General features: G+C 70.7%; 18 protein-coding genes. 5 read left to right on the top strand and 13 right to left on the bottom strand.

Features of this window, described 5'->3' with window-relative positions; translation table 11 throughout:
- Window positions 1-133: 133 nt before the first annotated feature.
- Complete coding sequence (locus I6A60_RS07885; RefSeq protein WP_203018268.1) at window positions 134-1132, bottom strand: threonine/serine dehydratase; 999 nt, start codon at window positions 1130-1132, stop codon at window positions 134-136.
- Between the two features lie 83 nt (window positions 1133-1215).
- On the opposite strand from I6A60_RS07885, the gene I6A60_RS07880 reads away from it, so the two are divergent.
- Window positions 1216-2148, top strand: a complete 933-nt coding sequence (locus tag I6A60_RS07880) for a LysR family transcriptional regulator (protein WP_238434984.1) — start codon at window positions 1216-1218, stop codon at window positions 2146-2148.
- 103 nt (window positions 2149-2251) lie between these two features.
- On the opposite strand, the gene I6A60_RS07875 is transcribed toward I6A60_RS07880, so the two are convergent.
- The 7 genes from I6A60_RS07875 to I6A60_RS07845 all read right to left on the bottom strand — a co-directional run bounded on the left by I6A60_RS07875 (window position 2252) and on the right by I6A60_RS07845 (window position 12450).
- A complete protein-coding gene (locus tag I6A60_RS07875; RefSeq protein ID WP_203018270.1) occupies window positions 2252-4756 on the bottom strand; it encodes a glycosyltransferase family 39 protein in 2505 nt (834 codons plus the stop codon).
- A gap of 202 nt (window positions 4757-4958) precedes the next feature.
- Complete coding sequence (locus I6A60_RS07870) at window positions 4959-6326, bottom strand: bifunctional glycosyltransferase family 2/GtrA family protein (protein ID WP_203018272.1); 1368 nt, start codon at window positions 6324-6326, stop codon at window positions 4959-4961.
- Between the two features lie 309 nt (window positions 6327-6635).
- A complete protein-coding gene (locus I6A60_RS07865; RefSeq protein WP_203018274.1) occupies window positions 6636-8561 on the bottom strand; it encodes a cell wall metabolism sensor histidine kinase WalK in 1926 nt (641 codons plus the stop codon).
- Window positions 8562-8770: 209 nt separating this feature from the next.
- Entirely contained in the window at window positions 8771-9616 is an 846-nt protein-coding gene (locus tag I6A60_RS07860; protein WP_203018344.1) for a response regulator transcription factor, read from the bottom strand.
- Window positions 9617-9912: 296 nt separating this feature from the next.
- Window positions 9913-10656 carry an anti-sigma factor domain-containing protein gene (locus I6A60_RS07855; protein ID WP_203018276.1) on the bottom strand — a complete coding sequence of 248 codons (744 nt, stop codon included), beginning with the start codon at window positions 10654-10656 and terminating at the stop codon, window positions 9913-9915.
- Window positions 10653-11294 carry a sigma-70 family RNA polymerase sigma factor gene (locus I6A60_RS07850; RefSeq protein WP_203018278.1) on the bottom strand — a complete coding sequence of 214 codons (642 nt, stop codon included), beginning with the start codon at window positions 11292-11294 and terminating at the stop codon, window positions 10653-10655. Before I6A60_RS07850 ends, I6A60_RS07855 begins: the two co-directional genes overlap by 4 nt.
- 196 nt (window positions 11295-11490) lie before the next feature.
- Window positions 11491-12450 carry a helix-turn-helix domain-containing protein gene (locus I6A60_RS07845; RefSeq protein WP_307873579.1) on the bottom strand — a complete coding sequence of 320 codons (960 nt, stop codon included), beginning with the start codon at window positions 12448-12450 and terminating at the stop codon, window positions 11491-11493.
- Between the two features lie 27 nt (window positions 12451-12477).
- Here I6A60_RS07845 and I6A60_RS07840 point away from each other — a divergent pair, with 27 nt between their 5' ends.
- On the top strand, window positions 12478-13017 hold the full coding sequence (locus I6A60_RS07840) for a glyoxalase/bleomycin resistance/extradiol dioxygenase family protein (protein ID WP_203018280.1): 540 nt from the start codon (window positions 12478-12480) through the stop codon (window positions 13015-13017).
- Window positions 13018-13020: 3 nt separating this feature from the next.
- On the opposite strand, the gene I6A60_RS07835 is transcribed toward I6A60_RS07840, so the two are convergent.
- The 3 genes from I6A60_RS07835 to I6A60_RS07825 form a co-directional block, all read right to left on the bottom strand.
- Window positions 13021-15420 carry an ATP-binding domain-containing protein gene (locus I6A60_RS07835; RefSeq protein WP_307873578.1) on the bottom strand — a complete coding sequence of 800 codons (2400 nt, stop codon included), beginning with the start codon at window positions 15418-15420 and terminating at the stop codon, window positions 13021-13023.
- Window positions 15421-15971: 551 nt separating this feature from the next.
- Window positions 15972-17228, bottom strand: coding sequence for an ABC transporter substrate-binding protein (locus tag I6A60_RS07830; RefSeq protein WP_203018282.1), 1257 nt, complete (start codon window positions 17226-17228; stop codon window positions 15972-15974).
- A gap of 435 nt (window positions 17229-17663) precedes the next feature.
- Window positions 17664-18764 (bottom strand): SRPBCC family protein, encoded by a 1101-nt coding sequence (locus I6A60_RS07825; RefSeq protein WP_307873577.1) that lies wholly within the window; start codon window positions 18762-18764, stop codon window positions 17664-17666.
- A gap of 193 nt (window positions 18765-18957) precedes the next feature.
- On the opposite strand from I6A60_RS07825, the gene I6A60_RS07820 reads away from it, so the two are divergent.
- Window positions 18958-19725, top strand: coding sequence for a class I SAM-dependent methyltransferase (locus tag I6A60_RS07820; RefSeq protein ID WP_203018284.1), 768 nt, complete (start codon window positions 18958-18960; stop codon window positions 19723-19725).
- Window positions 19726-19875: 150 nt separating this feature from the next.
- Here the strand turns inward: I6A60_RS07820 and I6A60_RS07815 are convergent, their stop codons facing one another.
- Window positions 19876-20664: a VOC family protein gene (locus tag I6A60_RS07815; protein ID WP_203018286.1), complete on the bottom strand. Its 789-nt coding sequence runs from the start codon at window positions 20662-20664 to the stop codon at window positions 19876-19878.
- 180 nt (window positions 20665-20844) lie between these two features.
- The gene (locus I6A60_RS07810; RefSeq protein ID WP_203018288.1) at window positions 20845-21474 is read right to left on the bottom strand and encodes a pyridoxamine 5'-phosphate oxidase family protein; all 630 of its coding nucleotides are present in this window, start codon (window positions 21472-21474) and stop codon (window positions 20845-20847) included.
- 836 nt (window positions 21475-22310) lie between these two features.
- Between I6A60_RS07810 and trxA the strand changes: the two genes are divergently transcribed.
- Both trxA and I6A60_RS07800 read left to right on the top strand, forming a co-directional pair.
- Window positions 22311-22691: a thioredoxin gene (gene trxA / locus I6A60_RS07805; protein WP_203018290.1), complete on the top strand. Its 381-nt coding sequence runs from the start codon at window positions 22311-22313 to the stop codon at window positions 22689-22691.
- A 123-nt stretch (window positions 22692-22814) separates the two neighbouring features.
- Window positions 22815-23255, top strand: coding sequence for an NUDIX hydrolase (locus I6A60_RS07800; protein WP_203018292.1), 441 nt, complete (start codon window positions 22815-22817; stop codon window positions 23253-23255).
- The last annotated feature ends 11 nt before the right edge of the window (window positions 23256-23266 follow it).

Raw genomic sequence — 23266 nt, 5'->3', positions numbered from 1 at the left:
GCCGTGGGTGCGCCCCGGAAAGTGGCGCGCGCCGCCGCCCGTTCGCGCGTGCCTGAGCATCATCGCCAGTTCGCCGGTCGGGCGGGCAACCCCGCTGGGGTTGGTCGACGGGAGCGGAGCGCGCTGGACGCGTCTACGCCGCGTCGGAGACGGCAGTCCTCGCGGCGCCCCCGAGCGCGGCGATCTCGGCCGGTGATGCGTTCCCGCCAGTGACGACGACCGCGACGCGTCTCCCGGCAAATCGCGCCGGATGGGCGAGGATCGCGGCCAAGGATGCCGCCCCGGCGCCTTCGGCCAAGGTGTGGGCATCGCTGGCCAGCAGGGCCTGCGCGGACCGGATGTCGTCGTCCGTGACGAGCTGGAAGTCCGCGAGGCCGCCGCACAACACCGCCTGCGGCAGCTCGTAGCCCCGGCCGGTGGCGAGGCCGTCGGCCCAGGTGCGGATCGGCCGGCGCACGCACTCGCCCGCGCGCCAGGAGTCGTGCGCGGCCCGCGCGGCCGTGGACTGCACGCCGATCACCCGACAGTGCGGCGCGAGCCGGGCGGCAGCCAGACACGCTCCCGAGGCGCCGGTGCCGCTGCCAATCGGAACGATCACGGCGTCGAAGTCGGACCGGGCCTCGAAGATCTCCACATAGGCCGTTCCGACGCCGGCGATCAGTTCAGGGGTGTCACCAGGGCTGACGAGGAGCTGACCCGTCTCGACGGCGAGCTCCTCGGCTCGGGCCTGCGCCGCCGCCATGTCGAGTCCGTGAAGCTCGACGACGGCGCCAAGGGCCGCCAGCGCTCGCACCTTCGAGGACGCCGCGTTCGACGGCATGACCACGGTGCAGGGCGCGTCGAACTGGGCGCTGGCATAGGCCATCGACTGGGCGTGGTTCCCCGTCGAGTACGTGATCGTCCCGATTGCGCGCTGAGCCGGCGACATACCGGCGAGCAGGTTCAAGCCGCCGCGGACCTTGAACGCCCCGGTCGGTTGGACGTTCTCGTGCTTGATGTGGACAGTCGCGCCGACCGCAGCGTTGAGGGCTGGATATGACCACATCGGGGTGACGGGGAGGTGAGCGGCCAGAAGGTCGCGAGCGGCGGCGAGGTCGGCAAAAGTGGGGAGCGGGGCACAACCGTCTGCCATACGAGCATGGTCCGACAAGTCCATCCATCGGTCCAATGCCAACTATCACCCGAACCCATCAATCAGACTGATACGTTCGGCGCATGCTGGACGTGACCAGGCTGCGGGTACTCGTAGCGGTTGCTCGGCACGGCTCGGTGACCGCCGCGGCCCGGGCCCTCCAGTACGCGCAGCCGTCCGTCAGCCACCATCTGTCCCGGCTGGAGGCGGAAACCGGCAGCCAGCTGATCCAGCGGGTCGGCCGGGGCGTTCGCCTCACAGAGGCCGGCCAGGTGCTGGCCGAACGGGCAGAGGAGATCCTCGGCCGCCTCGACGCCGCCGAGGCCGAGCTGGCGACGTACACGGGGCTGCGGGCAGGGCGGGTCCGTCTGGCCGCATTCCCGTCCGCCCTTGGGACCTTCGTGCCGACGGCCGCGGCCGCGTTCGCCGCCGCCAGCCCTGGCATCGAACTGCGTCTCACCGAGGCCGAGCCGCCCGATGCCATCCGGCTGCTGCGTTCCGGTGAGGTCGACGTCGCCCTGATCTTCAGCTATCAGAGCAGGCCAACGGCGGAGAACGAGCCGCCGGGCAAAGAGACCGCCGATCAGCCGACTGACGACGGCCTGCGTCGGGTGCCGCTGTTGACCGAGCCGATCTATCTGGTGACTCCGAAGGACATGCCCGGAGATCGGCTGGTCGACCACAGCTCGAAGCGGTGGATCGCCGGCTGTGAACGGTGTCGCACCGCGTTGGTTCAGTCCTGCGCCGCCGCCGGTTTCTCCCCCGACATCGCCTTCACGACGGACGACTACCTGGCGGTCCAGGCGTTGGTCGCCGCTGGCCTCGGCGTCACCACATTGCCCGGTCTGAGTCTGCGGTCGCACCGTCACCCCGGAGTCCGCGTGACGGAGATCCCCGGTCTCGCCCGCACGGTGACGGCCGCCGTCCATGGCGAGCCGCCGGACCCGCCGACCACCGCCGCCCTTCTCCAGCACCTTCGCACCGCGGCCGCGGCCTGGGCTCCTCAACAGCCCTAGAGCTCCTCAGCAGGCCAGACGAGAAAGATGCTGGTGCCGGCGAGTCGCGCCGGCACCAGCACCCTGGGTCGTCCCCGCTGGGCGAAGCCCGCGGGTGAGTGGGTTACGACTTCGGCTTGGTCAGGTCGTACAGGGTCTGGCCGTTGACGGTGACGGTCGAGTAGTTCGCCTCGACCCAGGTGGTGATCTGGCTGATCACGCCGTTGCCGCCGCCACCGAAGCCGCCGCCGCCCTCGCCGAGGTAGTAGTGGATCTCCCCGTCCTTCACGTACTTCTGGAACTGGGCCAGGGTTATGGCGTTGTCGCTGCCGGTGAAGCCGCCGATCGCCATGACCGGGAGGCCGCCGCTGCCCAGCTCCAACGAGGCCGCGGACTGCGAGCTGCTGACAGCGGCGACCCAGCGGTACAGGCCGGCGTTCGTCGACAGAAGCTTCGTCACCGCGCTGTCGGCCTGGGCGTCCATGCCCATGCCGCCGCCAGATCGGGCAGCTGTCCCGGTCTGGCCTTCGGCCGAGGTCCCGCCTTCGGCTGAGGCCTCGTTACCAGTAGCCGGTTGACCGCCGGTGGCCGAGCCGCCCGGCCCGCCAGCACCGCCGAAGCCGGGGAAACCGCCAGGCGCGGAGCCAGCCTGGTTGGTCCCGTCGGCGCCACGAGCGGCGCCCGGGTTGAAGCCGCCACCCGGCCCGCCGAAGCCGCCGGCTCGGGCCGACGCCGGCCCGGCGAGCGGAGTGGAGCCGGTGTGCGCGACCGAAGCGGTTTCCAGCGCGTAGGCGGCCGGCGCGCCGACCGTCCCGAACGCGGCCGCGGCCAGCGCGACGATGGCCACCGCCCGGCGCGCCGGAGTCAGCCGGCCGGTCGGGGCGTCGATGTCCTCACGGTTGGACAGCCACGGCCAGGCCAGCAGGACGACGGCGGCCAGCAGGCCGGTCAGCAGGACGGGGTAGCGCAGCCAGCTCTGCCAGTCGGTGCGGCCGAGCAGAACGAAGGCCCAGACCGCGGTGACCCCGCAGCTCACGGCGAGAACAGCCCGGCTGACCAGCCGGTCACGGGTCTGCCACAGCGACCACGCACCCAGCGCGACCGTCCCCGCGATGCCCGGGGCGAGCGCGACCGAGTAGTACTCGTGGATCGTGCCCTTCATGTAGCTGAAGACGAGAGCGGTGACGACCGTCCAGCCGCCCCAGAGCACCAGCGCCGCGCGGAGCCGGTCGGTCCGGGGCGCCCGCCTGGTCGCCCACAGGCCCCCGACCAGCAGGATCAACGCCGCCGGCAGCAGCCAGGAGATCTGAGCCCCGAAGTTGTCGCTGAACATCCGGGTGATGCCGGTCGCGCCACCGAAGCCGCCGCCACCACCGCCGCCAGCGCCGGTCGGCGCTCCGCCCGCGAATCCTTCGGCTGCCCGCGCCGCCGCGCCGGCCGCCGCGGTCGACGCGTCGCCGGAGGCGTTGGAACCGAGCGCGGTCAGCGCGTCCGCAGCCTGTCCGGTCGGCCGGCCGCCGCCACCGCCGTTGCCGTCGCCGCCGAAGATCCGCCCGAGGCCGTTGTAGCCGAAGGCGAGGCCCAGCACGCTGTTGTTACCGGAGCCGCCGAAGTAGGGCCGTGAGCTCGCCGGCCACAGGATGGTGGCCAGGACCCACCATCCGGCGCCGACGACGATGCCGACCCCGCTGAGGAGCACGTGGCCGATCCGGGCCCGCAGCCCGGTCGGGGCGGCGATCAGGTAGGCCAGCGCGAACGCCGGAACCACCAGGAACGCCTGCAGCATCTTGGTGAGGAAGCCAAAGCCGAGGAGGACGCCCGCCAGCGTGAGCCACCGCCAGGAGGCGAATTCCAGCGCCCGCGTCACGCAGTAGGCGGCGAAGACCAGCAGCAGGACGAGCAGCGCGTCCGGGTTGTTGAAACGGAACATCAGCACCGCGACCGGCGTCAACGCGCACACGGCGCCGGCGAGCAGTCCCATGGCCGGCCCGGCCACCCGCCGCACCGCCCCGTAGAGGAGCCCCACCGAGGCGACGCCGCAGAGCGCGTTCGGAACGAGCATGCTCCAGCTGGAGAATCCGAAGATCCGGCCGGACAGCGCCATCATCCAGAGCGAGGCGGGCGGCTTGTCGACGGTGATGTAGTTCGACGCGTCGATCGAGCCGAAGAAGAAGGCCTTCCAGCTCTTCGTCCCGGCCTGGACGGCGGCGGCATAGAAGCTGTTCCCGTAGTTGGACGCGCCCAGGCCCCACAGGTAGAGGACGGCCGTCGCGGCGAGCAGGACCAGCAGCGCGGGCCGGGCCCAGCGGGGGTCGTCGGGCCGGCCCCGCAGGAGCCGACCGGACCGTCCGGGCCGGCCGTGCCGCCCGCCGCCGGAACCCCGGCCACCTGCGCCACCGCCGGAACCGTCGCCGCCGCGCTCGCCGTCGCCGTCCGCGGGGCCGGAACCGACGGGACGCTCGCCGTCACGTGGAAACTCGGGGGCCTGCCGGCCCGGCCAGGTCTCGACGACGTCGATCCCGCCGGTCTGGCTCGCGTCCGCCGCATAGGGATTCGCCCGCGGCGGCTGGGTGGCGTAGGGGTCAAGGGAGTGTTGCGGGGCGCGCCAGGCGCCCTCGTCCGCTCTCATCGGTCGTTCTCCGAGTTCCAGTGATTGGCGGGGAAGTAGCTGCCAGGTCGGACAGGTGCGGTAAGTGCTGGGCCAGTTCGTGCGGGCCGGGCCAGGCTGCGAAGCGACACCAGGCGGGGAAGCGGGGCCGAGCGAGAACGCGATGCCGGGCCGGGCGGGGAAGAGGAGCGCGGGTTGGCACTCCCAGTGCCCGGCCGCGTGGTCACTCGTCGCTGTGCGGGCTCCGCGGGCGGATGGGCTGGAAGAGACTGCCCGGCACCGGCTCGGCGGTTTCCTGACCGGTCGGCGGGTGGCTGGAGCCGGCCTCGGCTCGGCGCGGGTGGAAGACCCACGCTCGGAAGGCGACGAAGCGCAGCAGCGTCGCCATGAGGTTCGCCGCGATCAGCGCCGAGAGCTCGACACCACGGCCGGCTCCCGGCGCCAGTGCCCGCACCGCGCCTAGCGCACCGCTCGTGAGCGCCAGGCCGAGGCCGAAGACGATCAGGCCCTCTATCTGGCTGCGGGCACCGACGCCGCGCTGCCCGAACGTCAGGCGCCGGTTGGCTGCCGTGTTCGCGATGGCGGTGACCAGCAGGGCGAAGAAGTTCGCGCCCTGCGCGCCGAACCATCCGCGCAGCAGGACGAACAGCGCCAGGTACGCGGCGGTGCTCGCGATGCCGATCGCGCCGAACCTGGCAAGCTGCTGGATCAGCTGACGCTGGCCGGTGGCCTCGGTCGCCGCCTGGGTTCCCGCGGTCAGCGGGCGACGGCCCAGCTGGGCGCGCACCTCCCGCACCGGCAGCCGGCCGGTGGCCAGGTCCCGGCCCAGACGAGCGATCCCCCGCAGGTCCGCCATGGCGGTGGCCACGATGTCGACCCGGCTGTCCGGATCATCGACCCAGTCGACCGGGACCTCGTAGATCCGCAGCCCGGAGCGTTCCGCGAGCACGAGCAGCTCGGTGTCGAAGAACCAGCCGGTGTCCTGCACGAGCGGCAGCAGCGCCCGGGCCACATCGCGACGAATCGCCTTGAATCCGCATTGGGCGTCCGAGAACCGGGCGGCCAGCGCGCGGCGCAGCAGCAGGTTGTAGCAACGCGAGATCACTTCGCGTTTCGGGCCACGCACGACCCGGGCGCCCGGGGCGAGCCGGCTGCCGATCGCCAGGTCCGAATGGCCGGAAATAAGCGGCGCGACCAGGGGAAGCAGGGCACGCAGGTCCGTGGACAGGTCGACGTCCATGTAGGCGAGGACCGGCGCCTGGGACAGCCCCCACGCCGTGCGCAGCGCTCTGCCGCGACCTTTCGCGTCAAGGTGCAGCACGGCGACCTCGGGAATCGTCGCCTCGAGGTGGTTCGCGACGGCCAGCGTCCGGTCGGTGCTGGCATTATCCGCGATCGTTATCTGAAAGGGATAAGGAAATGTTTCGACGAGATGCCGCCGTAGCCGGGTGACGCACGGCTCCAGGTCAGTTTCCTCGTTGTAGACGGGAATTACCACATCCAGCACGGGACGTGGCCCCAGTTGCTCCGATCGAGCCGGAATGTGCTCGACCAGCGCCGCGGTGCCTTGCGGGTGCCCTGTCGTGGTCATGGTCCCAGGCTGGCGCCTCGGCCTGTGCTCTCCATTGCGGCCAACTGTGGGTCCGCTGTGAAAACGTCGAGCCGCCCCGCGCGCACGCCGTCCGGAACTAGCCATCCGCCCACGAGCCGCAGGTCACGACGCATAAAAGGCATGCCACATTAACGGCAGGCCCGTCGAAGGGCGATCTTCAGTCGTGTGCGCGACAATATCGCAAACGCCGCGACAATGACCGGACGACGTCGGAAATGTTTCACCGACATGTCGCCCGGTGGCCCGCGGCGGACCGTTTCTCACGTGGCTTCCCACCCGCGCCCGAAGTCAGCGAATCCGGATCTCTCCCGGTTGCCCGGAGCCCGCCGAGGCCAGGTCCACCACCGTGTCCAGGTCGTCGACGGCATCGAGGTCATCCGCCAGGTACAGCCCGTCCTCGGCCCCCAGGCCGACCCCGGCCTCCAGGCCGTCCGACGGGTCGAACTCGTCCGGCGCGTACCGGTCGTCCAAGGAGTGCTGGAAACCCAGCGGATGGTGGGCATCCGCCGCGCAGAGATCACCTGCCACTCCCGCGACCGCCGGCGCGGCGGCCGGCACGGTACGCGGAAGCGTGACGGTGAAGGCCGTGCGCCCGGGGCTGCTCGTCACGCTGATCCGGCCGCCGTGCGCCTCGACGACCGCGGCGACGATCGCCAGCCCGAGTCCGGTGCTGCCAGCCGCCCGGGAACGCGACGAGTCTCCCCGGGCAAACCGTTCGAAGACGTTGGGGAGCAGGTCGGCGGGGATACCCGGCCCGTCGTCGATGACCGAAAGCTGGACCTCGCCGGTCCACGACTTCTCGGTTCCGGACCCGGGCGGCAGTTCCAGCGCGACGGTCACCGAGGTACCGGCCGGTGTGTGGGTACGGGCATTCGCCAGAAGATTCGCCAGAACCTGATGCAGCCGAGCCTCATCGCCACGAACGGTCACTGGATCGGCCGGCAGCGACAGGCTGAAGCGATGCCCAGGCGCCGCGATATGCGCGTCACTGACCACGTCCACGACGAGCAGGGACAGGTCCACTTCGCCATGTTCAAGCGGCCGGCCGGAGTCCAGGCGCGCCAGCAGAAGCAGGTCCTCCACCAGCGTGGTCATCCGTTTCGTCTCGGATTCCACCCGGCTCAGCGCGTAGGCGACGTCCGGCGGCACCACGGGTCGGCGAGGGTCGTCGAAGCCGTTCTGAGCCCCGATGCGCCGCGTCAGCTGGGCATAGCCGCTGATCGCGGCCAGCGGTGTGCGTAGCTCGTGGCTGGCGTCGGCGACGAACTGGCGCACCCGTGTCTCGCTCGCGTGCCGGGCGGCGAGGGCGGCGCCGACATGGCCGAGCATGTGGTTCAGCGCCGCGCCCACCTGGCCGACCTCGGTCCTCGGGTCGGTGTCGACATCTGGGACGCGGACCCGCAGCGTGACCGCTCCCCGGTCCAGCGGCAGCTCGGCGACCTGGGCGGCGGTGGCGGCCACTCGGCGTAGCGGTCGAAGGGTTCGCCGCACGGTCACCGCGCCGACCACTCCAAGCAGCAGCACCCCGCAGCCCGCGACGCAGCCGGCGATGATGATCAGCTGATCGACCGTCGCGTTGACCTCGCTGAGCGAGAGCCCGCTGACGACGGCCGTGCCGTCGGGGACCAGCCGGGCCTTCACCCGGTACTCCCCGAAACTGCCCAGCGTCACGGTTCGTGGCGTGTCGTCGACGGGGATGGCCGCCAGCTTGGCCGCCTCGCTGGCCGGAAGCTGTTGGGCGACCTCGCCGGGCGCCGGGATCACCGCGGTCTCGACCTTGCTGCCGACGATGTGGGCGGCGACGGTGCCGGTCGACTGGCCCTGCAGGTTGACGAAATCGGCCGGGGTGCCCTGCCACGGCAGCACGCCGGTCGGGCTGCCGTCTGGCCCGGCGGTCGAGCCGAGGCCGGTCCCGTTACCCGGCGTGCTACCACTCGAGCCTGGCGTCCCGGAGGCGCTCGACGACGATCCGTCGGTGTTCGACCCAGTACCACTCGGCGCGAAGCCGCCGCCGGCCCGCGCGTTGGCATCGGTCGGCGGCGGCTTGACCCAGCGCTTGTCGACCGCGCCGAGACGCGCGTCGACCTGGTGGATCAGGTAGGAACGCAGTTCGAGCGCCGTCACTCCGACGATCGCCGTCGACACGGCCGTCAGCAGCACCAACAGCAACGCCAGCAGCCGGGTCCGCAGCGACCATCGGCGCGGCGCGAGCACCCGGCGTGACGACCGTTCGCGGTGTCTCACCCGGTCCGGGCGCGACGCCGGACGCGGGGGTGCGCCGCGGCCGGGCCCGGAGCGCGACTGCCGATGCCGACGGCCGCGCGACCCCGTCTCGGCACCGGCCCGGTCGCCACCGCTCGCGCGCTCGGCGGCGGCTCGCCCGGCGGCCGGGTCGATCCTCGGTTCCGGGCTGGCGGCGCCGGTCACCCCGTGGCCGCCGGATTCGCCACCCTGACCAGGGCGGCTCCGGCCGGCGCCGCGACCGGCCGGAGCACGTAGCCCGCGCCACGCATCGTGTGAATCATCGGCTGCCGGCCGGCGTCGATCTTCTTGCGCAGGTAGGACACGTAGAGCTCGACGACGTTGGCCTGGCCGCCGAAGTCGTAGTTCCAGACCCGGTCGAGGATCTGCGCCTTGCTCAGTACCCGCCGTGGGTTGCGCATCAGGTAGCGAAGGAGCTCGAACTCGGTCGCGGTCAGGTGGATCTCGGCTCCGTCGCGATAGACCTCGCGGCTGTCTTCGTCGAGGGTGAGATCGCCGACCGACAGGACGTTGCGGCGGGCGGCGACGGTGCCGTGCACCCGCCGCATCAGCCCGCGCAGCCGGGCGGCAAGCTCCTCGATGCTGAACGGCTTGGTCACATAGTCGTCGCCACCGGCGGTCAGGCCGAGAACCCGGTCCTCGACCGCATCCTTCGCGGTCAGAAACAGCACCGGGATGTCAGGCCGAACCGAACGCATCCCGCGCAGCACCGCGAGCCCGTCCATGTCCGGCAGCATGATGTCCAGGACGACCGCGTCCGGCTGGAACTCGTCGATCATCCGCAGGGCGGTGATCCCGGTGCCGGCGGCGGCGACCTCCCAGCCTTCGTAGCGCAGCGCCATTGTCAGCAGCTCCGTCAGCACGGATTCGTCGTCGACGACCAGCACCCGCAGCGCCCGACCGTCCGCGGCGCGAGTCTCCCGTGAACCACCTCGTAGCCCGCGCGTCCCGGCGGCCTCGACCGAGACCGCCGCGCTCACCGGCGGCAGCGGCCGCACGCCGGCCATGGACCCGCCACCACCAGCTGGGCCCGCGAAGGTCCCGCCGGGAGCGCCGTTCGGGCCAGCCTCGTCATCGGCCCGCGAAGCGGCCTTGTCATAGGTCCGCGACGCCGCCCCGTCGTTGTTCCGCGAAGCGGAGGTGGACGTCGACACCGGTTCACGCCATCCCATGTCCCCTAGGTTCCGCCAGCCGACTGTGGGCTTCCTGAGCGAAACCTGTGGAAAGCCTGTGCGCGTCCACACCGGGGCGCAACCGAGCGACTCTGCCCAAGCCGCGGCCGCGCCGCCGGATGCGGACGATCTCAGCTGTGCACTGCCGCCGAGCCGATGATCGGTGTCGTCGGCTGTTGGGAGCCGCCGGCCGGCTCGATGGTCATCTTCACCGAATCCACGCCCTTGCGCAGCGAGAGCACCCGCGCGGCCCGTTGGGCGTTTCCTCCGACGACTCCGGCCGACTCGACGCCCTGCGGGCTCGACATCCACAGCTGGTACACCCGGCCACCGGAGAGCGGCGGCAGGTCGTGGACGTCGACGTACGCCTGGTTTCCGAACGGGATCACGGCGATGGTTCCGCCGCCCGCCACCGGCTGGCCCAGCCGGTCCGCGGCCGCGGCGACCGCCGAGTTCAGGTCGGTCGCCCGGCTGCGCTCGGCGGCGAGCTGATGGTGCTGGTCAAGGGAGACGCCGCCGACGATGCCCAGCGCGACCAGGGCGACGGCCGCGGCGGCGCTGGCCACGCCGGTGATCGTCCTCAGTCGTCGCCGCTCCCGCCGGGCGAGGAGGTCGTCATCGACCTCGACGACCAGCGGCGGCAGCTGACGGGTTCGAGCGGCTTCCCGAAGCACCGAGCTGCGCAACGTGCTGGGTGGCGTCTCCGGCACCGACTGGCCGAGCAGGCCGGCGACCACCCGCAGTTCGGCCACCTCCCGGGTGCACGTCGGGCAGCCGGCGAGATGCCCCTCGACCTCGGCCCGGTCACGGCTGTCGAGCGCGTCCAGGGCGTAGGCGCCCGTAAGCAGATGTGCCTCCGGCGACGGCGATGTCATGCCTCCACCCCCAGGCAGTCGCGCAGCCGGATCAGTCCGTCGCGCATGCGGGTCTTGACTGTCGGCACCGGGGTCGAAAGCAGGTGCGCGACCTCACGGTAGGTATGGCCGTTGTAGTAGGCCAGCACGATCGACTCGCGCTGCAGGTCGGTGAGACCGTCGAGGCAGCGGCGAAGCCGCTCGTATTCAAGCCTCAGCTCGACCTGTTCGGTCACCTCGTCGTAGCCGGAGTCCTCGGCGCCCGCCCACGCGACACCGACGCGGCGTTCCCGGTCGGTCGCGGCCTGCGCCGAACGCACCCGGTCGACGGCCCGACGGTGCGCGAGAGCGCAGACCCAGCCGACCGCGCTGCCCTTCGTCGGGTCGAAGCGGCTTGCCAGCCGCCAGATCTCGACGAACACCTCCTGGGTGACTTCCTCGGCCTGCGCCGGGTCGCGTACCACCCGCTTGACCAGGCCGAACACCCGCGCCGCGAGTTGGTCGTAGAACGCGGCGAAGGCGTCGCCGTCTCCCCGGCCGCTGCGTTGCAGGAGCTGTTCGACGTCAGGGGCCCCACCGCCCGTGGGACTGACGCCGAAATCGGGCGTCGGGACGGCGTGGAGCGCTGGGCCGTCATCCTCGTCCGCGCGTCGCGGCATGGCCGGAACCTCCGGGTCGTGAGGCAAGGCCCGGTCGCTGACGCCTCGGGGCGCCGCCCCGCCGGGCCGCTGTCATCCATTACTTCGTGCCAAACCGGCGCGCGGATTGGTCCCGGCGCCACAATTCTCGCCGAGCTCGCGTCAGCGCCCGAAGCGGCCCTATTCGTCGCGCCGACCCGGCCCTGGAACGCCAGGACTATCCGGCGGCGGGCCCGGTGTACGTGCGCGGCGGAACCCCCACGGCCGCGCGGAAGTCGCGGGTGAAATGGGCCTGGTCGAACCAGCCGAGGGTCGTGGCGAGGGTCGCCAGGTCCTCGACCTCGCCGGCGTCGAGCATGAGCTGGGCGTCGTGCAGGCGGAAGCGTCGCAACACCCATTTGGGCCCGACGCCGACGTAACGGCGGAACAGCCGCTGCAAGGTGCGCGGCTCGACGTTGAACCGGTCCGTGACGGCCTGGACGCTCGTGAGGCTCCGGTCGGCGAGCATCGCGGCGACGATCGCCAGCAGTTCCTGGTAGCGAGGATCAGCCACCGAAGGGCGGCGGGCGAGCAGGAACTCGTCCATCAACGCGACCCGCTTGTCGTCCTCGTCGGCGGCCAGTATCGAGGCCTGGAGTTCCGCGACCCCGCCGTCGGCGTCGGCGTCGTCTGACGAGGCGATCGCGCCGCCGAGGGCGTCCGCCAGCAGAACCGCCCGATCGGTGTAGCTGGCGACATCGACACCGGCGCCGGTGTCCAGGCCGGTGAAGGCCGCGAAGCCGCCAGGCCGGAACTTGACCCCGAACACTCGGCCCTCGCCGCGCAGCACGATGTCGAACCGTCGGGTCACCACACCGTGCAGAAGTGCGGCCGGCATCGGGAAGCCGTGACGCGGACCGTCGCCTGACTCGACCGAGAGGTGCAAGGCCGGGTGGGAGAGCACTGACGACAGGTAGGACGCTCCGGGCGGAAGCTCCCAGCGAACTGTCCAGTACCGGTCCACCCAGAGGTCGAGGTCCGGATGGGCCGCCGGTCGGCCGAGAGTGAAGTGCCGGAGCCCCTCGTCCGGACGCAGCACGCCCGCGAGGTTCGACGTCACCGGCGGCCGAGCCCCGCCGGCCGCGGTGTCATCCGACGGTGTCCCCGTCTGCTGTGTCGCGTTCGTGCAAGCCCGCACGGACCCAGCCTAGGCACGATCGACCGCATGACCACGCAGACCTCACAGCCAGGCGACCACTCGGCAGCCATCCCCGGCGCGGTGAGCCCGATTCCGGCCGGTTTCACCTCACTCACACCCTTCGTCGTCGTCGACGGAGCCGAGCAGGCAATCGCCTTCTACCAGGCGGTTTTCGGAGCCCGGGTCATCAGTCGCAACGACACCCCGGACGGGGCGAAGATCGCGCACTGCGAGCTGGAGCTCGCCAACGGCCGCCTGCAGTTGTCCGACCCGATGCCCGACCACAATCTGGTCGCGCCGACCGGCGGCGACGTCGTCAGCGGTTCGGTCGTCGCCTACCTGCCGGATGTCGACGCGTCGTACGCGAAGGCCGTCGAACTCGGCGCGAAGGGCTACGGCGAGCCGTCGACCTTCGTTACTGGCGACCGGTTCGCCGCGATCCTGGACCCCTGGGGACACCGCTGGGCACTGATGACCCGCGTCGAGGACGTCGACCCCGACGAGGCCCAGCGCCGGGTCGACGCCTGGCTGGCGGAGGGCGGCTACGAGGCCGACCAGCCGAGCTGAGCCTCAGCCCGCGACGGCCTGGGCCACCGCGGGGCCCGGTTCCAACTTTCCGAGGGCGGCCGGGAGCGCGGCGGTGTGCAGAACGGCGAGCGAGCGGGTGGCCCGAGTAAGAGCCACGTAGAGGTCGTTCAGGCCGCGCGGAGACTCCTCGATGATCAGATCGGGCTCGACGACGAGGACCGCGTCGAACTCCAGGCCTTTGGACTGACGGACGGTGAGGATCGCGACGGGCGATTCCAGGTCCGGCTCGTCGCCGGCCGTCGTGGTGGCGGGGAGGGCTGCCTCGATCGCGGGCCGCAGGTCGCCGAGCAGGCCTGATGGGACGAGAACCGCGACGCGACCGCCATCCGGGCCGTCACCGAGGGCTTCGCGCAGCTCGGCGACCTCACTGGCGGCGATCGCGGCCAACTGGCTGGCCAGCGCGTCCGGGGCGACCGTGAGTTCCCACGGCGCGGTGCCCGTCTCCCGGACGGATCGAGGCGGTTCCAGCCCAGGGTCGATCGCTGCCAACACCTCGGCGGCAACGGCCATGATCTCGGCCGGGGTGCGGTAGTTGACGGTCAACCGCTCAAGCCGCCAGCGATCGCCCAGCTGGGGTCCGAGAACCCGGGCCCAGGACGAGGCTCCGGCGAGGTCACCGGTCTGGGCGACGTCGCCGACCAGCGTCATCGAACGGCTCGGGCACCGACGCATCACCATGCGCCAGGCCATGTGCGAGAGTTCCTGCGCCTCATCGACGATGACGTGCCCGAAGGCCCAGGTCCGGTCCGCGGCGGCCCGTTCGGCGGTCGAACGGTCATCGGAGTCCTCGTGCCGCTCGGCGAGCCGTTCGGCGTCGATGAGGTCGGAGACCATGAGGATGTCCGGGTCGTCGTCCATATCCCGGGTGAGGATGTCGACGACGCCCTGCGCGTACGCGATCCGCTCGCGGCGGCGGCGCTCGGCGGCGGCCAGCGCCGCCGCCTCGTCGTCGCCGAGCAGTTCGGCGGCCTCGTCGAGCAACGGCGCGTCGGCGGAGGTCCACATCTGGTCGGCCGCGCGGCCACCGTGCGGATCGGGCCGCGACAGCAGGTCACGCTCGGCGTCGGTCAGCCCGGCCGCCTCGGCGGCGGAGGCGAGCAGCTCCGCGTCGGCGAACAGGTCGGCCAGCAGCCACTGCGGTGTCAGCACGGGCCACAGCTCGTCGAGCGCGGTGAGCACCGCGTCGTCCTGGCCCAGCTCCTGGCGGATGTCGTCGACGACCTCGTCGCCCAGCAGGTTGCTGTCGCCGCCGGGTGCGTCGTCCTCGCCCAGCGGGTCGTCGGCGTACGGGTCGGCCCCCAGACGATCGGCGTACTGCTGGGCGAGCGCGTCGACGACGGCCTGGACGAAGACCACGCGGGCCTGGTTGTGCGGTCGATGTGTCGCTCGGGCGCGGTCGCGGGCGGCTTCGCAGGTGGCAGCGTCCAGCAGCAGGATGTCGTCCTCGAAGGGGATTTCCCGCGGGTCGTCTGGCACCCGCTGCCGGTCGCGGACGGCGGCGGTGATCAGCTCGACCATCCGCGGGCCGCCCTTGAGCTCCGCCGTCTCGCGCGGCTCCGTTCGCGTGGCATAGACGCCGGGGAACAGGTCACCGACGGTCGAGAGCACCACGCTGGTCTCGCCCAGCGCGGGCAGTACATGGGAGATGTACCGCAGGAAGGTCGGGTTCGGGCCGATGACCAGGACGCCTCGTTTGGTCAACTGCTCGCGGTACGTGTAGAGCAGGTACGCGGCCCGGTGCAGCGCAACGGCAGTCTTACCGGTGCCAGGGCCGCCCTGGACGACGAGGACCCCGGCATTCTCCGCCCGGATGATGCGGTCCTGCTCGGCCTGGATCGTTTCGACGATGTCGCCCATTCGGCCGGTGCGGCCGGCGGTGAGCGCGGCCATCAGCCGGGCCTCGCCGGTCAGCGACTCATGGCCGGTGCGCGCGTTCGCGTCGGCCAGCTCGAGTACCTCGTCGTCGATCTCGACAACCCGTCGCCGGGCCGTCCGGATCTGGCGACGCCGGCGGACGCCCTCGGGAGAGGCGGCCGTCGCCAGGTAGAAGGGCCGGGCGGCGGGGGCCCGCCAGTCGATCAGCAGCGGGGCATAGTCGTCCGACTCGTCGAAAATGCCGAGACGGCCGACATAGCGGGTCTCGTCGTCGTCGAGGTCGAGCCGGCCGAAACACAGCCCATCCTCGGCGGCGTCATAGCGGGCGAGCTGACGTGAATAGGTCGAGGCGGCCGCCTGCCGTTCGGTGTGCGCCTGTGGCCGGCCGCCCGGCCGCTCGGCCAGCACCTCGGCGAGCCGGGTGGACGCCTGTTCCCGGAAGCCGTCAAGACGCTCGTAGAGCATCGAGACATACTCCTGCTCGCGCCCCACTTCTTCGTTTGACAATACGTCTCCCCGGACAGTACAATCCGCCTTGCCTATTTTCCCTTTACGGCGCGGTCCGGAGAATTGTAACTGGCGAAACGGTCCAGGCGAGTTTCTGGGCGCCGCGGTGGGTAGGCGTTCGCGGGTAACCGGCAGCCGTCGGGCTCGCGCCGGGACGGCCCCACGTGCGTTGGGCTCCCTCGGACCCGCGGGTCCGCAGGTCGGAACGCTCCTCTTGATCTAGCGCCGCGACCCCCGCGGCCAGCACCTCGGCGTGCTCGTCGCCCACGCCCGATGCCGGTCGCAGCCGGGCCCTCGGGTAGCCAGCCGGGCCCACCGATCGCCGTCTCCGCCCGCTGAGAGCCGCGATCAGGGCAATTCCCCAATCATCAGGGGGCGCGACCGGCTATCACCTCGGGCGGAAAAGACCGAGGCCGGCGTGTCCGTTGTGGACACGCCGGCCAGGCCTAACCGGTATTTACCGAGCTGTTTACGGTGGCGCTTCGAGACTGGCCCGCTGTCGCGGCTCTCGCGGCTCTCGCGCGTACCGGAAAATGCTCAGCGCTGGTGGATCAGGACGCCGCAGCTACCGTCTTGCCGGGGATGACGTCGCCACAGATCGGGGTCGCGCCCTTGACGAGCTCGAACTTGTCGCCGACCAGCTTCGTCATCCAGGAGCAGTTGTCCGGACCGCTGACGACATTCACGCGGTCATTGATGTCGACCTTGTGGGAGCCGTACAGGCCCAGCGCGTTCCAGTCGTGGATGCCCTCCAGACCCTTGAGCAGGCCCGCCTGGCTCGGGGTTCCCCCGGCCGCCTTCAGCGCGCGGACCAGCAGGCCGATCGAGACGTAGCCGTTGTACATGGCATACGTCGGTTCACCGGTGGTGCCGCCGCTCTTGAGGTCGGCGACGAACTGCTTGGTCGCGGTGGTCTGCATCTCGACCGGCTCGTAGCCGAGCAGGAAGTAGACGTTCTGCGCCGACGACAACGCACCAGCCCCGGCCTGGATCAGGTCGCCGCCGTACCCGGTCGGCAGCAGAGCCGCCTTCAGGTTGACGCCCGAGTCACGCAGGCCCTTGATCAGGGCGAAGCCGGTGTCGGAGTCCGTGGAGGTCACGAGCCCGTCAATGCCGGCGTCCTTCATCTGCAGCACCGCCGGACCGACGTTGGTGCTGCCGAACGGGAACTTGGCGTTCAGGTAGCCGACCTTGATGCCGGCGGCCTCGGCCGAGGCCGCCGAGGCGGAGGCCGCCTCGGACGAGAGCGGCGAGACCGAGTAGCCAATCGAGCCCAGGCTGGTGACGCCCTCCAGCTTGAAGAACTTGCCCATCGTCGTGGCGACCTTGGTCTGCTGCAGCGGACCAGTCACGGAGAACATGTTCTTCGCGGTAATCCACTCGGGCCCGTCCTCGCCGATCCCGATGACCGGGACGTTGTGCGCGGTGAGGTAGGTCGACGCAGTGAACGTAATTGCCGAGCTCGCGATCACCGCGAGGACATGGTCCTGGGTGACGAACTTCTGCGCGACAGCGAGGGCCGTCGTCGGGTTTGTCGCCGTGTCGCCGACGACATACTTGATCTTGTAGCCATTCCTGGCCGCGTAGTAGGTCCCCGCCTTCACGCCGGCCTCGACGGTCTTGTTACCCGAGGCCGCCGGACCAGTGATGTCAGCGAACACACCGACCGTGACGGTCTGCGTCGCCCCGGCCGAGCCGGAGCCGGTCGCGGCCGGGCCGCTCGACCCCGACGAGCCACAGCCAGCGGCTAAGAGCACCGCACCAGCGGCGACCAATGCAGCTAAGGCGGTACTGCGCTTACGGATCACTGCTTTTTCCTCATCCCACTCGGTGTTGGCGCCGGGACATGTCTACGCATCGCAATGGACGGCCACATGACTACATAGAGTGACGATCATTGGGTAGGGTCGGCGACGAATTTAGGACGGTGCGCAACCTTTCGCCTGCTCCAGCCAGGACGGAGCACGCGCCGAGCACCTCAACTGCCGTTACGGCGTGTGAGCTAGGTTACAGATATTGACGTCGGCGTCAAGCATTGCCCACCGCGGCCCCACACGCAACCGACATACCGCCGCCGCAGGTAGGTCACCTGCCCGCCCGCGAGCGCGACCGGCGCGGACCCGATGGGTGAGAGAAGTGCCGGCCCCGCAGGCGATAGCGTCCGACTCTGAGTGCGCCCCCTGGGGACGGGTCACACGACGGCCGACCTCCAGCCGGGAGGCCGCGCGCTGTGGTGAGCCGCGCTATACGCGACGAGCGCGGGCGCGGCGACGAGCCCGCGCTCCGGGGATGGCGAGCGTCGCGGTCGTGTCAGGGACGAGCATGCGCCGGATGCGCTCGTTCTCCTGGGCAAGCCGCGAACCGGCCTCGCCAAGCGTCTCAAGCAGGCGCTGGCGCTGTTCCGGGGCGAGCGGCTTCGCTCCCAGCCACACGGTCCGGGTAAGCCGAGTGCTGTCCGGCCCGACCGCACGCAGCGCCGTTTCCACGCGCAGGGCGTGGTTACGGGCGCCGCGCGCCATCATGCGTCGCGGTGGGTCGAACGCGACCGTCTCGGATTCGACGACATCCCCGACCGCTGACGGCGGAACCGGGAACAGGTGGGCGACCAGAATCCGGCCGACTCCCGCGGGCGTGCCGGGCTTCTGGTAGACGCGCTCGACTGTGTGGTCGTAGCTGGTGACGTTGCGCGGATCGTCGAGGAAATGCCATACCTGCGCGCGGGGCCGGTCGATGACGACCGATGACTCGCCAATCTTGATCCACTCGACGAGCCGCCGCGAGTGGATCAGGTTCAGCAGGAGCCGGCCGTCGCTGACGGCCCCGGACGAGTGCACCCGTGGCACGAGGTTCGCGACCAGAAAGACAAGGTTCACGACGAAGACGAAGACGGTGACGACCGGGAGATAGGTGTGTGCTCCCGGCTGCACCGCCACGCCGTGCCGGAACTCCCAGCTAAGGCTCGCGGGTGCCGTCACCACGACAATGAACAGGTTCACCGCTGCGCCGCCACCGTAGGTGACTATCCCCCGCCAGCCAGTTATCCAGCCGCTTCCCGGCGAAATTAGCGTCGCGGCCCGCCCGAACTTGCGGCCGAACTGCAGGAAGCCGCCACTGCGGGAGAAGTCCGCACTGGTCCCACCGACGATGAACCCGCGAACGCGATACCCGACCGCCAACGCGGCCAGGGCATGCCCGAGCTCGTGCAGCACGTTGCTGACCAGCACGACCACCGGCAGGCTGGCCACGATCGCGACCAGTGACAGCCACTGCAGCCCCTGACCCACGCCGCTCCCATCCACGACCAAGACCCGCCCCGCCGTCCAGCCATCTTGCACCAGGGTCACGGAACGGCGCCTTCGCCCCCTCTTGGCGGATACCTCCCCATCCGGGGCGGCCCAGCGCCGGGCCCGATTCGCCGAGTGGCTGCGCACGATCGGTAGCGCGGCGTACACGGCCGAAGTAGGCGAGAGGTCAGGGGGCCGGTGACAACTGGATGAATGCGCCGGGCTGGCCAGCCAGGCCACATAGGCTGAGGCCGTGCCAAACTCCGTCAACTTTGACCGGATGGCTGACCGCTACGACGCGACCAGGGGCGGCGAGCTACGCGGCTCCCTGGTTGCCGAAGACGTGGCGCCGCACCTGCCGAAAGGGCGGCTACTGGAAATCGGCGTCGGTACTGGGCTGATCGCCGCCGCGTTCGCCAACCTGGGCCGGGAGATCGTCGGCATCGACCTTTCGGAAAAGATGCTCGCCCACGCCACCCGGCGGGTGCCTGGACGGGTGGTCCGCGCCGACGCCTCGAAGCTTCCAGTTGCCGACGGCTGCGTGGATGCCTGTCTGGCCGTTCACGTCATGCATCTCGTCGGAGACGCTCCGGCCGTCGTGGCCGAGGTCGCCCGGGTATTGCGGCCCAGTGGCCGGTTCGCCGTCGTTGGCGGTGGCGCGAACGTCGATCTCTCGGATATCACCGAGGCGATGATGGGTATGCAGGCACGCTTGGAGCACGGCGCGCTCAGGGAACGCGGCGCGCAGGTTGCCGCGCTCACGACGACGGCGGAACGGGCCGGTCTGCGGTTGGTCGAGGATCTCGTCAGCGTGCACGAGGTCGGCCAGACAACACCGGCGCAGGCGGCAGACGGCGTCGAGCAGCGGCTTTGGTCACGGCTGTGGGATCTCTCGGCCGAGACCTGGGCCGAGGTGGTCGAGCCGACGATCGCGCTGCTTCGCCGGCTGCCCGACCAGGACCGCCCTCGTTCCAGCGTGCTCCGCAGCCCGGTCCAGATCTTCGAGGCACCAGCCGGCTAGCCTCCCGGGCCGGCAGTTCGCCCGTTCCGGAACGGCGATCAAGGCGACGGGCGGACCTTGGCGGTCACGGCACTCGCGTCCAGGGCCGGCGCGACCACCCGGTGAACGTCTGAGCTCTCCGACTCCGGGCGTTCACCGGGTATAGGGCAGTCACCCCTTGTTCGGACCCATGATCTTGAAGGTGGCGCCGGTAGCGTCGGCAGCCTCGGCGATCCGGCCGTAGGGCGTGTCCTCGGGCTCCCGCAGGGCCTTTCCACCCAGTTCGGCGATCTTCGCCGTAGCCGCATCGGCGTCCTCGACGTTGAAGTACACCGACCAGCTGGACGGCGCCCCCGCCGGAAGGAAGCTGCTCGCGTCCATCACTCCGGCCTGCTGCTCACCGGCGGCGTTGACCAGCGTCGCGTAACGGAACTCGTCCGTATCGGACACCACCTGGACCGTCCAGCCGAACGCATCCCGGTAGAAGTCGAGGACAGCCGCGAAGTCCCGGGTGAACAGCTCGAACCAGACAGGCGCACCCGGTTCGCCGACCTTCGCGAAGCCGGTGTGAGTACCCGGCTGCCACAGGCCGATGGCCGCGCTGCCAGGGTCGAGCACGACGGCGAATGCTCCCAGGTCTCCGACCGGCATCGGCGGGGCGATCACCTGGCCACCGCGGTCGACGACCGCGGCGACCGTCTTCTCCGCGTCGTCGGTGCGCAGGTAGATCGACCAGCGGTCGGCCACCGCTTCCGCCGGCATCCCCGGCTGGTAGCCCATGCCGCCCGCGACCGGCTCGCCCGCCCGCAGGAAGTTGAAGTACCCGCCGAACTCCTCACTCCCGGTCTCCGCCGTCCAACCGAACAGCTCTCCGTAGAAGGCCCGGGCAGCGTCCGTGTCGGTCGTCATCAGGTCGATCCAGATCGGTCCGCCGGCGACGGTGCTGTCTGGCTTGGGCATGGTGGCTCCTTTGCTGGGCGCACGAACCGACGGAAACGTGGCAGCCTGGTCTGCGCGTTTCCTGGCCCGCGAGCGGGTCACTGAGATGCTTCTTTGACCTGCCCACCGTGCCGAAGTCATCGGTCCGCAAAATTTTCCGCCCATGCCCGCCGAACGTCGGCCAGGCCAACCAGGTGAGTCCTACCGGAGGGACGGCGCGAGTCCGGTGGGGATGGGGAGGTCACACGCAGGCTCCGGCGAGCCGGCGACGAGCCGAACCGGGACGACACCGGCCCAGTGACCCAGCTCGAGGTCAGCCTCATCGTCGAGTGGCCCACCAGTCCGCACCTTGAGCGCGACATCCGTGGTCTCGGCCGCGAGATCGACGGCAAGCACCGACGTCGCCGCGAGCTCCTTCGCCGTCGGCGGGCGGCACTGGGCGGACCGGGCGGTACCGACCCGATCGACCAGGGCGTCCAGCATCCGACTCTTCTCCTCGGCGTCGGTCACCAGGCGGGCGGCGCCGTGCACGACGACCGACCGGTAGTTCAACGAATGGTGAAACGCGGACCGGGCGATCACCAGCCCGTCGAGCAACGAAACCGTGACGCAGACCGACAACGGCCCGGAGCGGGCCGTCGCAAGAATCCGCGCCGCCGATGATCCGTGTACGTATAGAGTGTCGTCGACGCGGGCGTGCAGCGTGGGCAGCACGTGCGGCCGGCCATCGACGACCACGCCGACGTGACAGAACAGCGCTTCATCGAGAACGGCGTGCGCGGCCGCGCGGTCGGCGACGAAACGCTCGCGGTAGCGGGTCGGGCTCAGCATGGAGCCATCCTCCGGGCCGACTCCGGCGGACGTCCAGCGAATTTTCGCGAACGGAAGCGGCCAGGAGAAATCAACGACCGGGTTGCTGGAAAGCGCCTCGCCGATAATTACGAAAGCGTTTTCGGCATTGCGCCGTCCCGACTCCCGCAGCCCGAAGCGGGGCCACCCCACAGGGTCGTCACGGGCCAGCCCGACCGAGCCACCACGCGTGACAGATCAGACCACCACGATCTCCGCCGCCGCCCGGCCGGGTCGCGGCAGGATCCCACGCGCCCCGGGCGGCCGATCTCCGCGTTCTGCGGAACGCCGAACGGCGCGCTCCACAGCGCATTGGACTCCCACGCACGCCGACACAGCCGATCTCGGTAGTCCGCGCGGCGGCCGATCTTCCTGCTCCTGGGAACGGCCCGCCGACACCTTCTACACGGCAGCAGACTCCCACCCACCCCGACACAGCCGATCTTCGCGTTCCGCGGAACGCCGAACGGCGCGCCCCGCACCGCAGCGGACTCCCACACCCCGACACAGCCGATCTTCGCGTTCCGCGGAACGCCGAACGGCGCGCCCCGCACCGCAGCGGGTCCTCATGTTCCCCGAACGGTCCAGCTCCGCGTCGCGCGCGGAGGCGGAGCTGCCGGTTCGTCGGTGTGGTCCATCCAGGCCCGACGACGGCCCGGGTGGCAGTAGCCACCGCCGGGCGCCGCGCGAGGCGAGCGGCCACTCCGCGGGTCTCCGGTTGATCGACGGGAGGCCTTGGGAGCGCCGCGTCGTGGGAATGCTGGCCGGCCGCCGTAGCTTGAGGTGGTCGAGGGAATTTCGATCGAGGAAGGCCAGCGATGGCGACTGTGGAATTGACCAAGGAAAACTTCGACGAGGTGGTCGGCGGCGACGCGGACCTCGTGCTGGTTGATTTCTGGGCATCATGGTGCGGGCCGTGCCGGATGTTCGCTCCGGTCTACGAGCGGGCGTCACAGAAGCACCCGGACGCGGTGTTCGGGAAGGTCGACACCGAGGCTCAGCGCGAGCTCGCCGCGCATTTCGGCATCTCGTCCATCCCGACCCTGATGATCGTCCGAGACAAGGTCGTCCTCTACTCCCAGCCCGGCGCGCTCCCCGAGGCCGCGCTGGAGGACCTGATCACGCAGGCCAAGGCCGTCGACATGGACACGGTCCGCGCCGAGGTGGCCGAGCAGGCCGGCGAGAAGCACGCCCACTAAACCTTTGGCCGGCACGCCCCTGTCTCAGGCCGCTACGGACTGAGCCGCCGGGCGGACGTGCCTTGGGCAACTCCGCGCCGAAGCCGCCCGAATGATCGCCGATCTTCGGCTAACGTCCGGGACGTGGCGAAATCATTGCGGATTCGGCCGATCGCGCTCGCGGCCGTGCGCCGTGGCGACGACCTCCTGGTCTATGAGGGAGTCGACCGCGCCAACGGCCGGCGGATCTTCCGGCCGCTCGGCGGCGGGGTCGAGTTCGGCGAACGGGCGGTAGAGGCGGTACACCGTGAGCTGCGCGAGGAGCTTGGCGCGGAGCTCACGAACGTCTCCCTGCTGGGTGTGCTGGAGAACGTCTTTCAGTGGGAAGACCGACCGCACCACGAGATCGCCTTCATCTTCGCCGCCGACCTCGTTGACGCGTCGTTCTACGCGCGCGACGAGCTCGGCAAGGTCCTCGACGCGAACGACGAGGTCAGCTGGCAGCCGATCTCACGGTTCGTCGATGCTGACCCGTCGACGCCGCAGCTGCTGCCGCCGGGACTGCTGGCCCTCCTCGGAGGATGAGCCGGTCGGAG

Origin of the sequence: Frankia sp. AgB1.9 (assembly GCF_016786355.1) — a bacterium.
Lineage (GTDB): Bacteria > Actinomycetota > Actinomycetes > Frankiales > Frankiaceae > Pseudofrankia.
The sequence above is the reverse complement of the archived record's forward strand: the minus strand, read 5'-3'. Positions and strand labels throughout refer to the sequence as shown.

Bases quoted from the DNA above. Each gene is read 5' to 3' on its own strand.
- I6A60_RS07885 (WP_203018268.1), bottom strand. From the start codon at position 1,132: ATGGCAGACGGTTGTGCCCCGCTCCCCACTTTTGCCGACCTCGCCGCC.
- trxA (WP_203018290.1), top strand. From the start codon at position 22,311: ATGGCGACTGTGGAATTGACCAAGGAAAACTTCGACGAGGTGGTCGGC.
- I6A60_RS07875 (WP_203018270.1), bottom strand. From the start codon at position 4,756: ATGAGAGCGGACGAGGGCGCCTGGCGCGCCCCGCAACACTCCCTTGAC.
- I6A60_RS07860 (WP_203018344.1), bottom strand. From the start codon at position 9,616: ATGGCCGGCGTGCGGCCGCTGCCGCCGGTGAGCGCGGCGGTCTCGGTC.
- I6A60_RS07880 (WP_238434984.1), top strand. From the start codon at position 1,216: ATGCTGGACGTGACCAGGCTGCGGGTACTCGTAGCGGTTGCTCGGCAC.
- I6A60_RS07855 (WP_203018276.1), bottom strand. From the start codon at position 10,656: ATGACATCGCCGTCGCCGGAGGCACATCTGCTTACGGGCGCCTACGCC.
- I6A60_RS07810 (WP_203018288.1), bottom strand. From the start codon at position 21,474: ATGCTGAGCCCGACCCGCTACCGCGAGCGTTTCGTCGCCGACCGCGCG.
- I6A60_RS07850 (WP_203018278.1), bottom strand. From the start codon at position 11,294: ATGCCGCGACGCGCGGACGAGGATGACGGCCCAGCGCTCCACGCCGTC.
- I6A60_RS07815 (WP_203018286.1), bottom strand. From the start codon at position 20,664: ATGCCCAAGCCAGACAGCACCGTCGCCGGCGGACCGATCTGGATCGAC.
- I6A60_RS07840 (WP_203018280.1), top strand. From the start codon at position 12,478: ATGACCACGCAGACCTCACAGCCAGGCGACCACTCGGCAGCCATCCCC.
- I6A60_RS07870 (WP_203018272.1), bottom strand. From the start codon at position 6,326: ATGACCACGACAGGGCACCCGCAAGGCACCGCGGCGCTGGTCGAGCAC.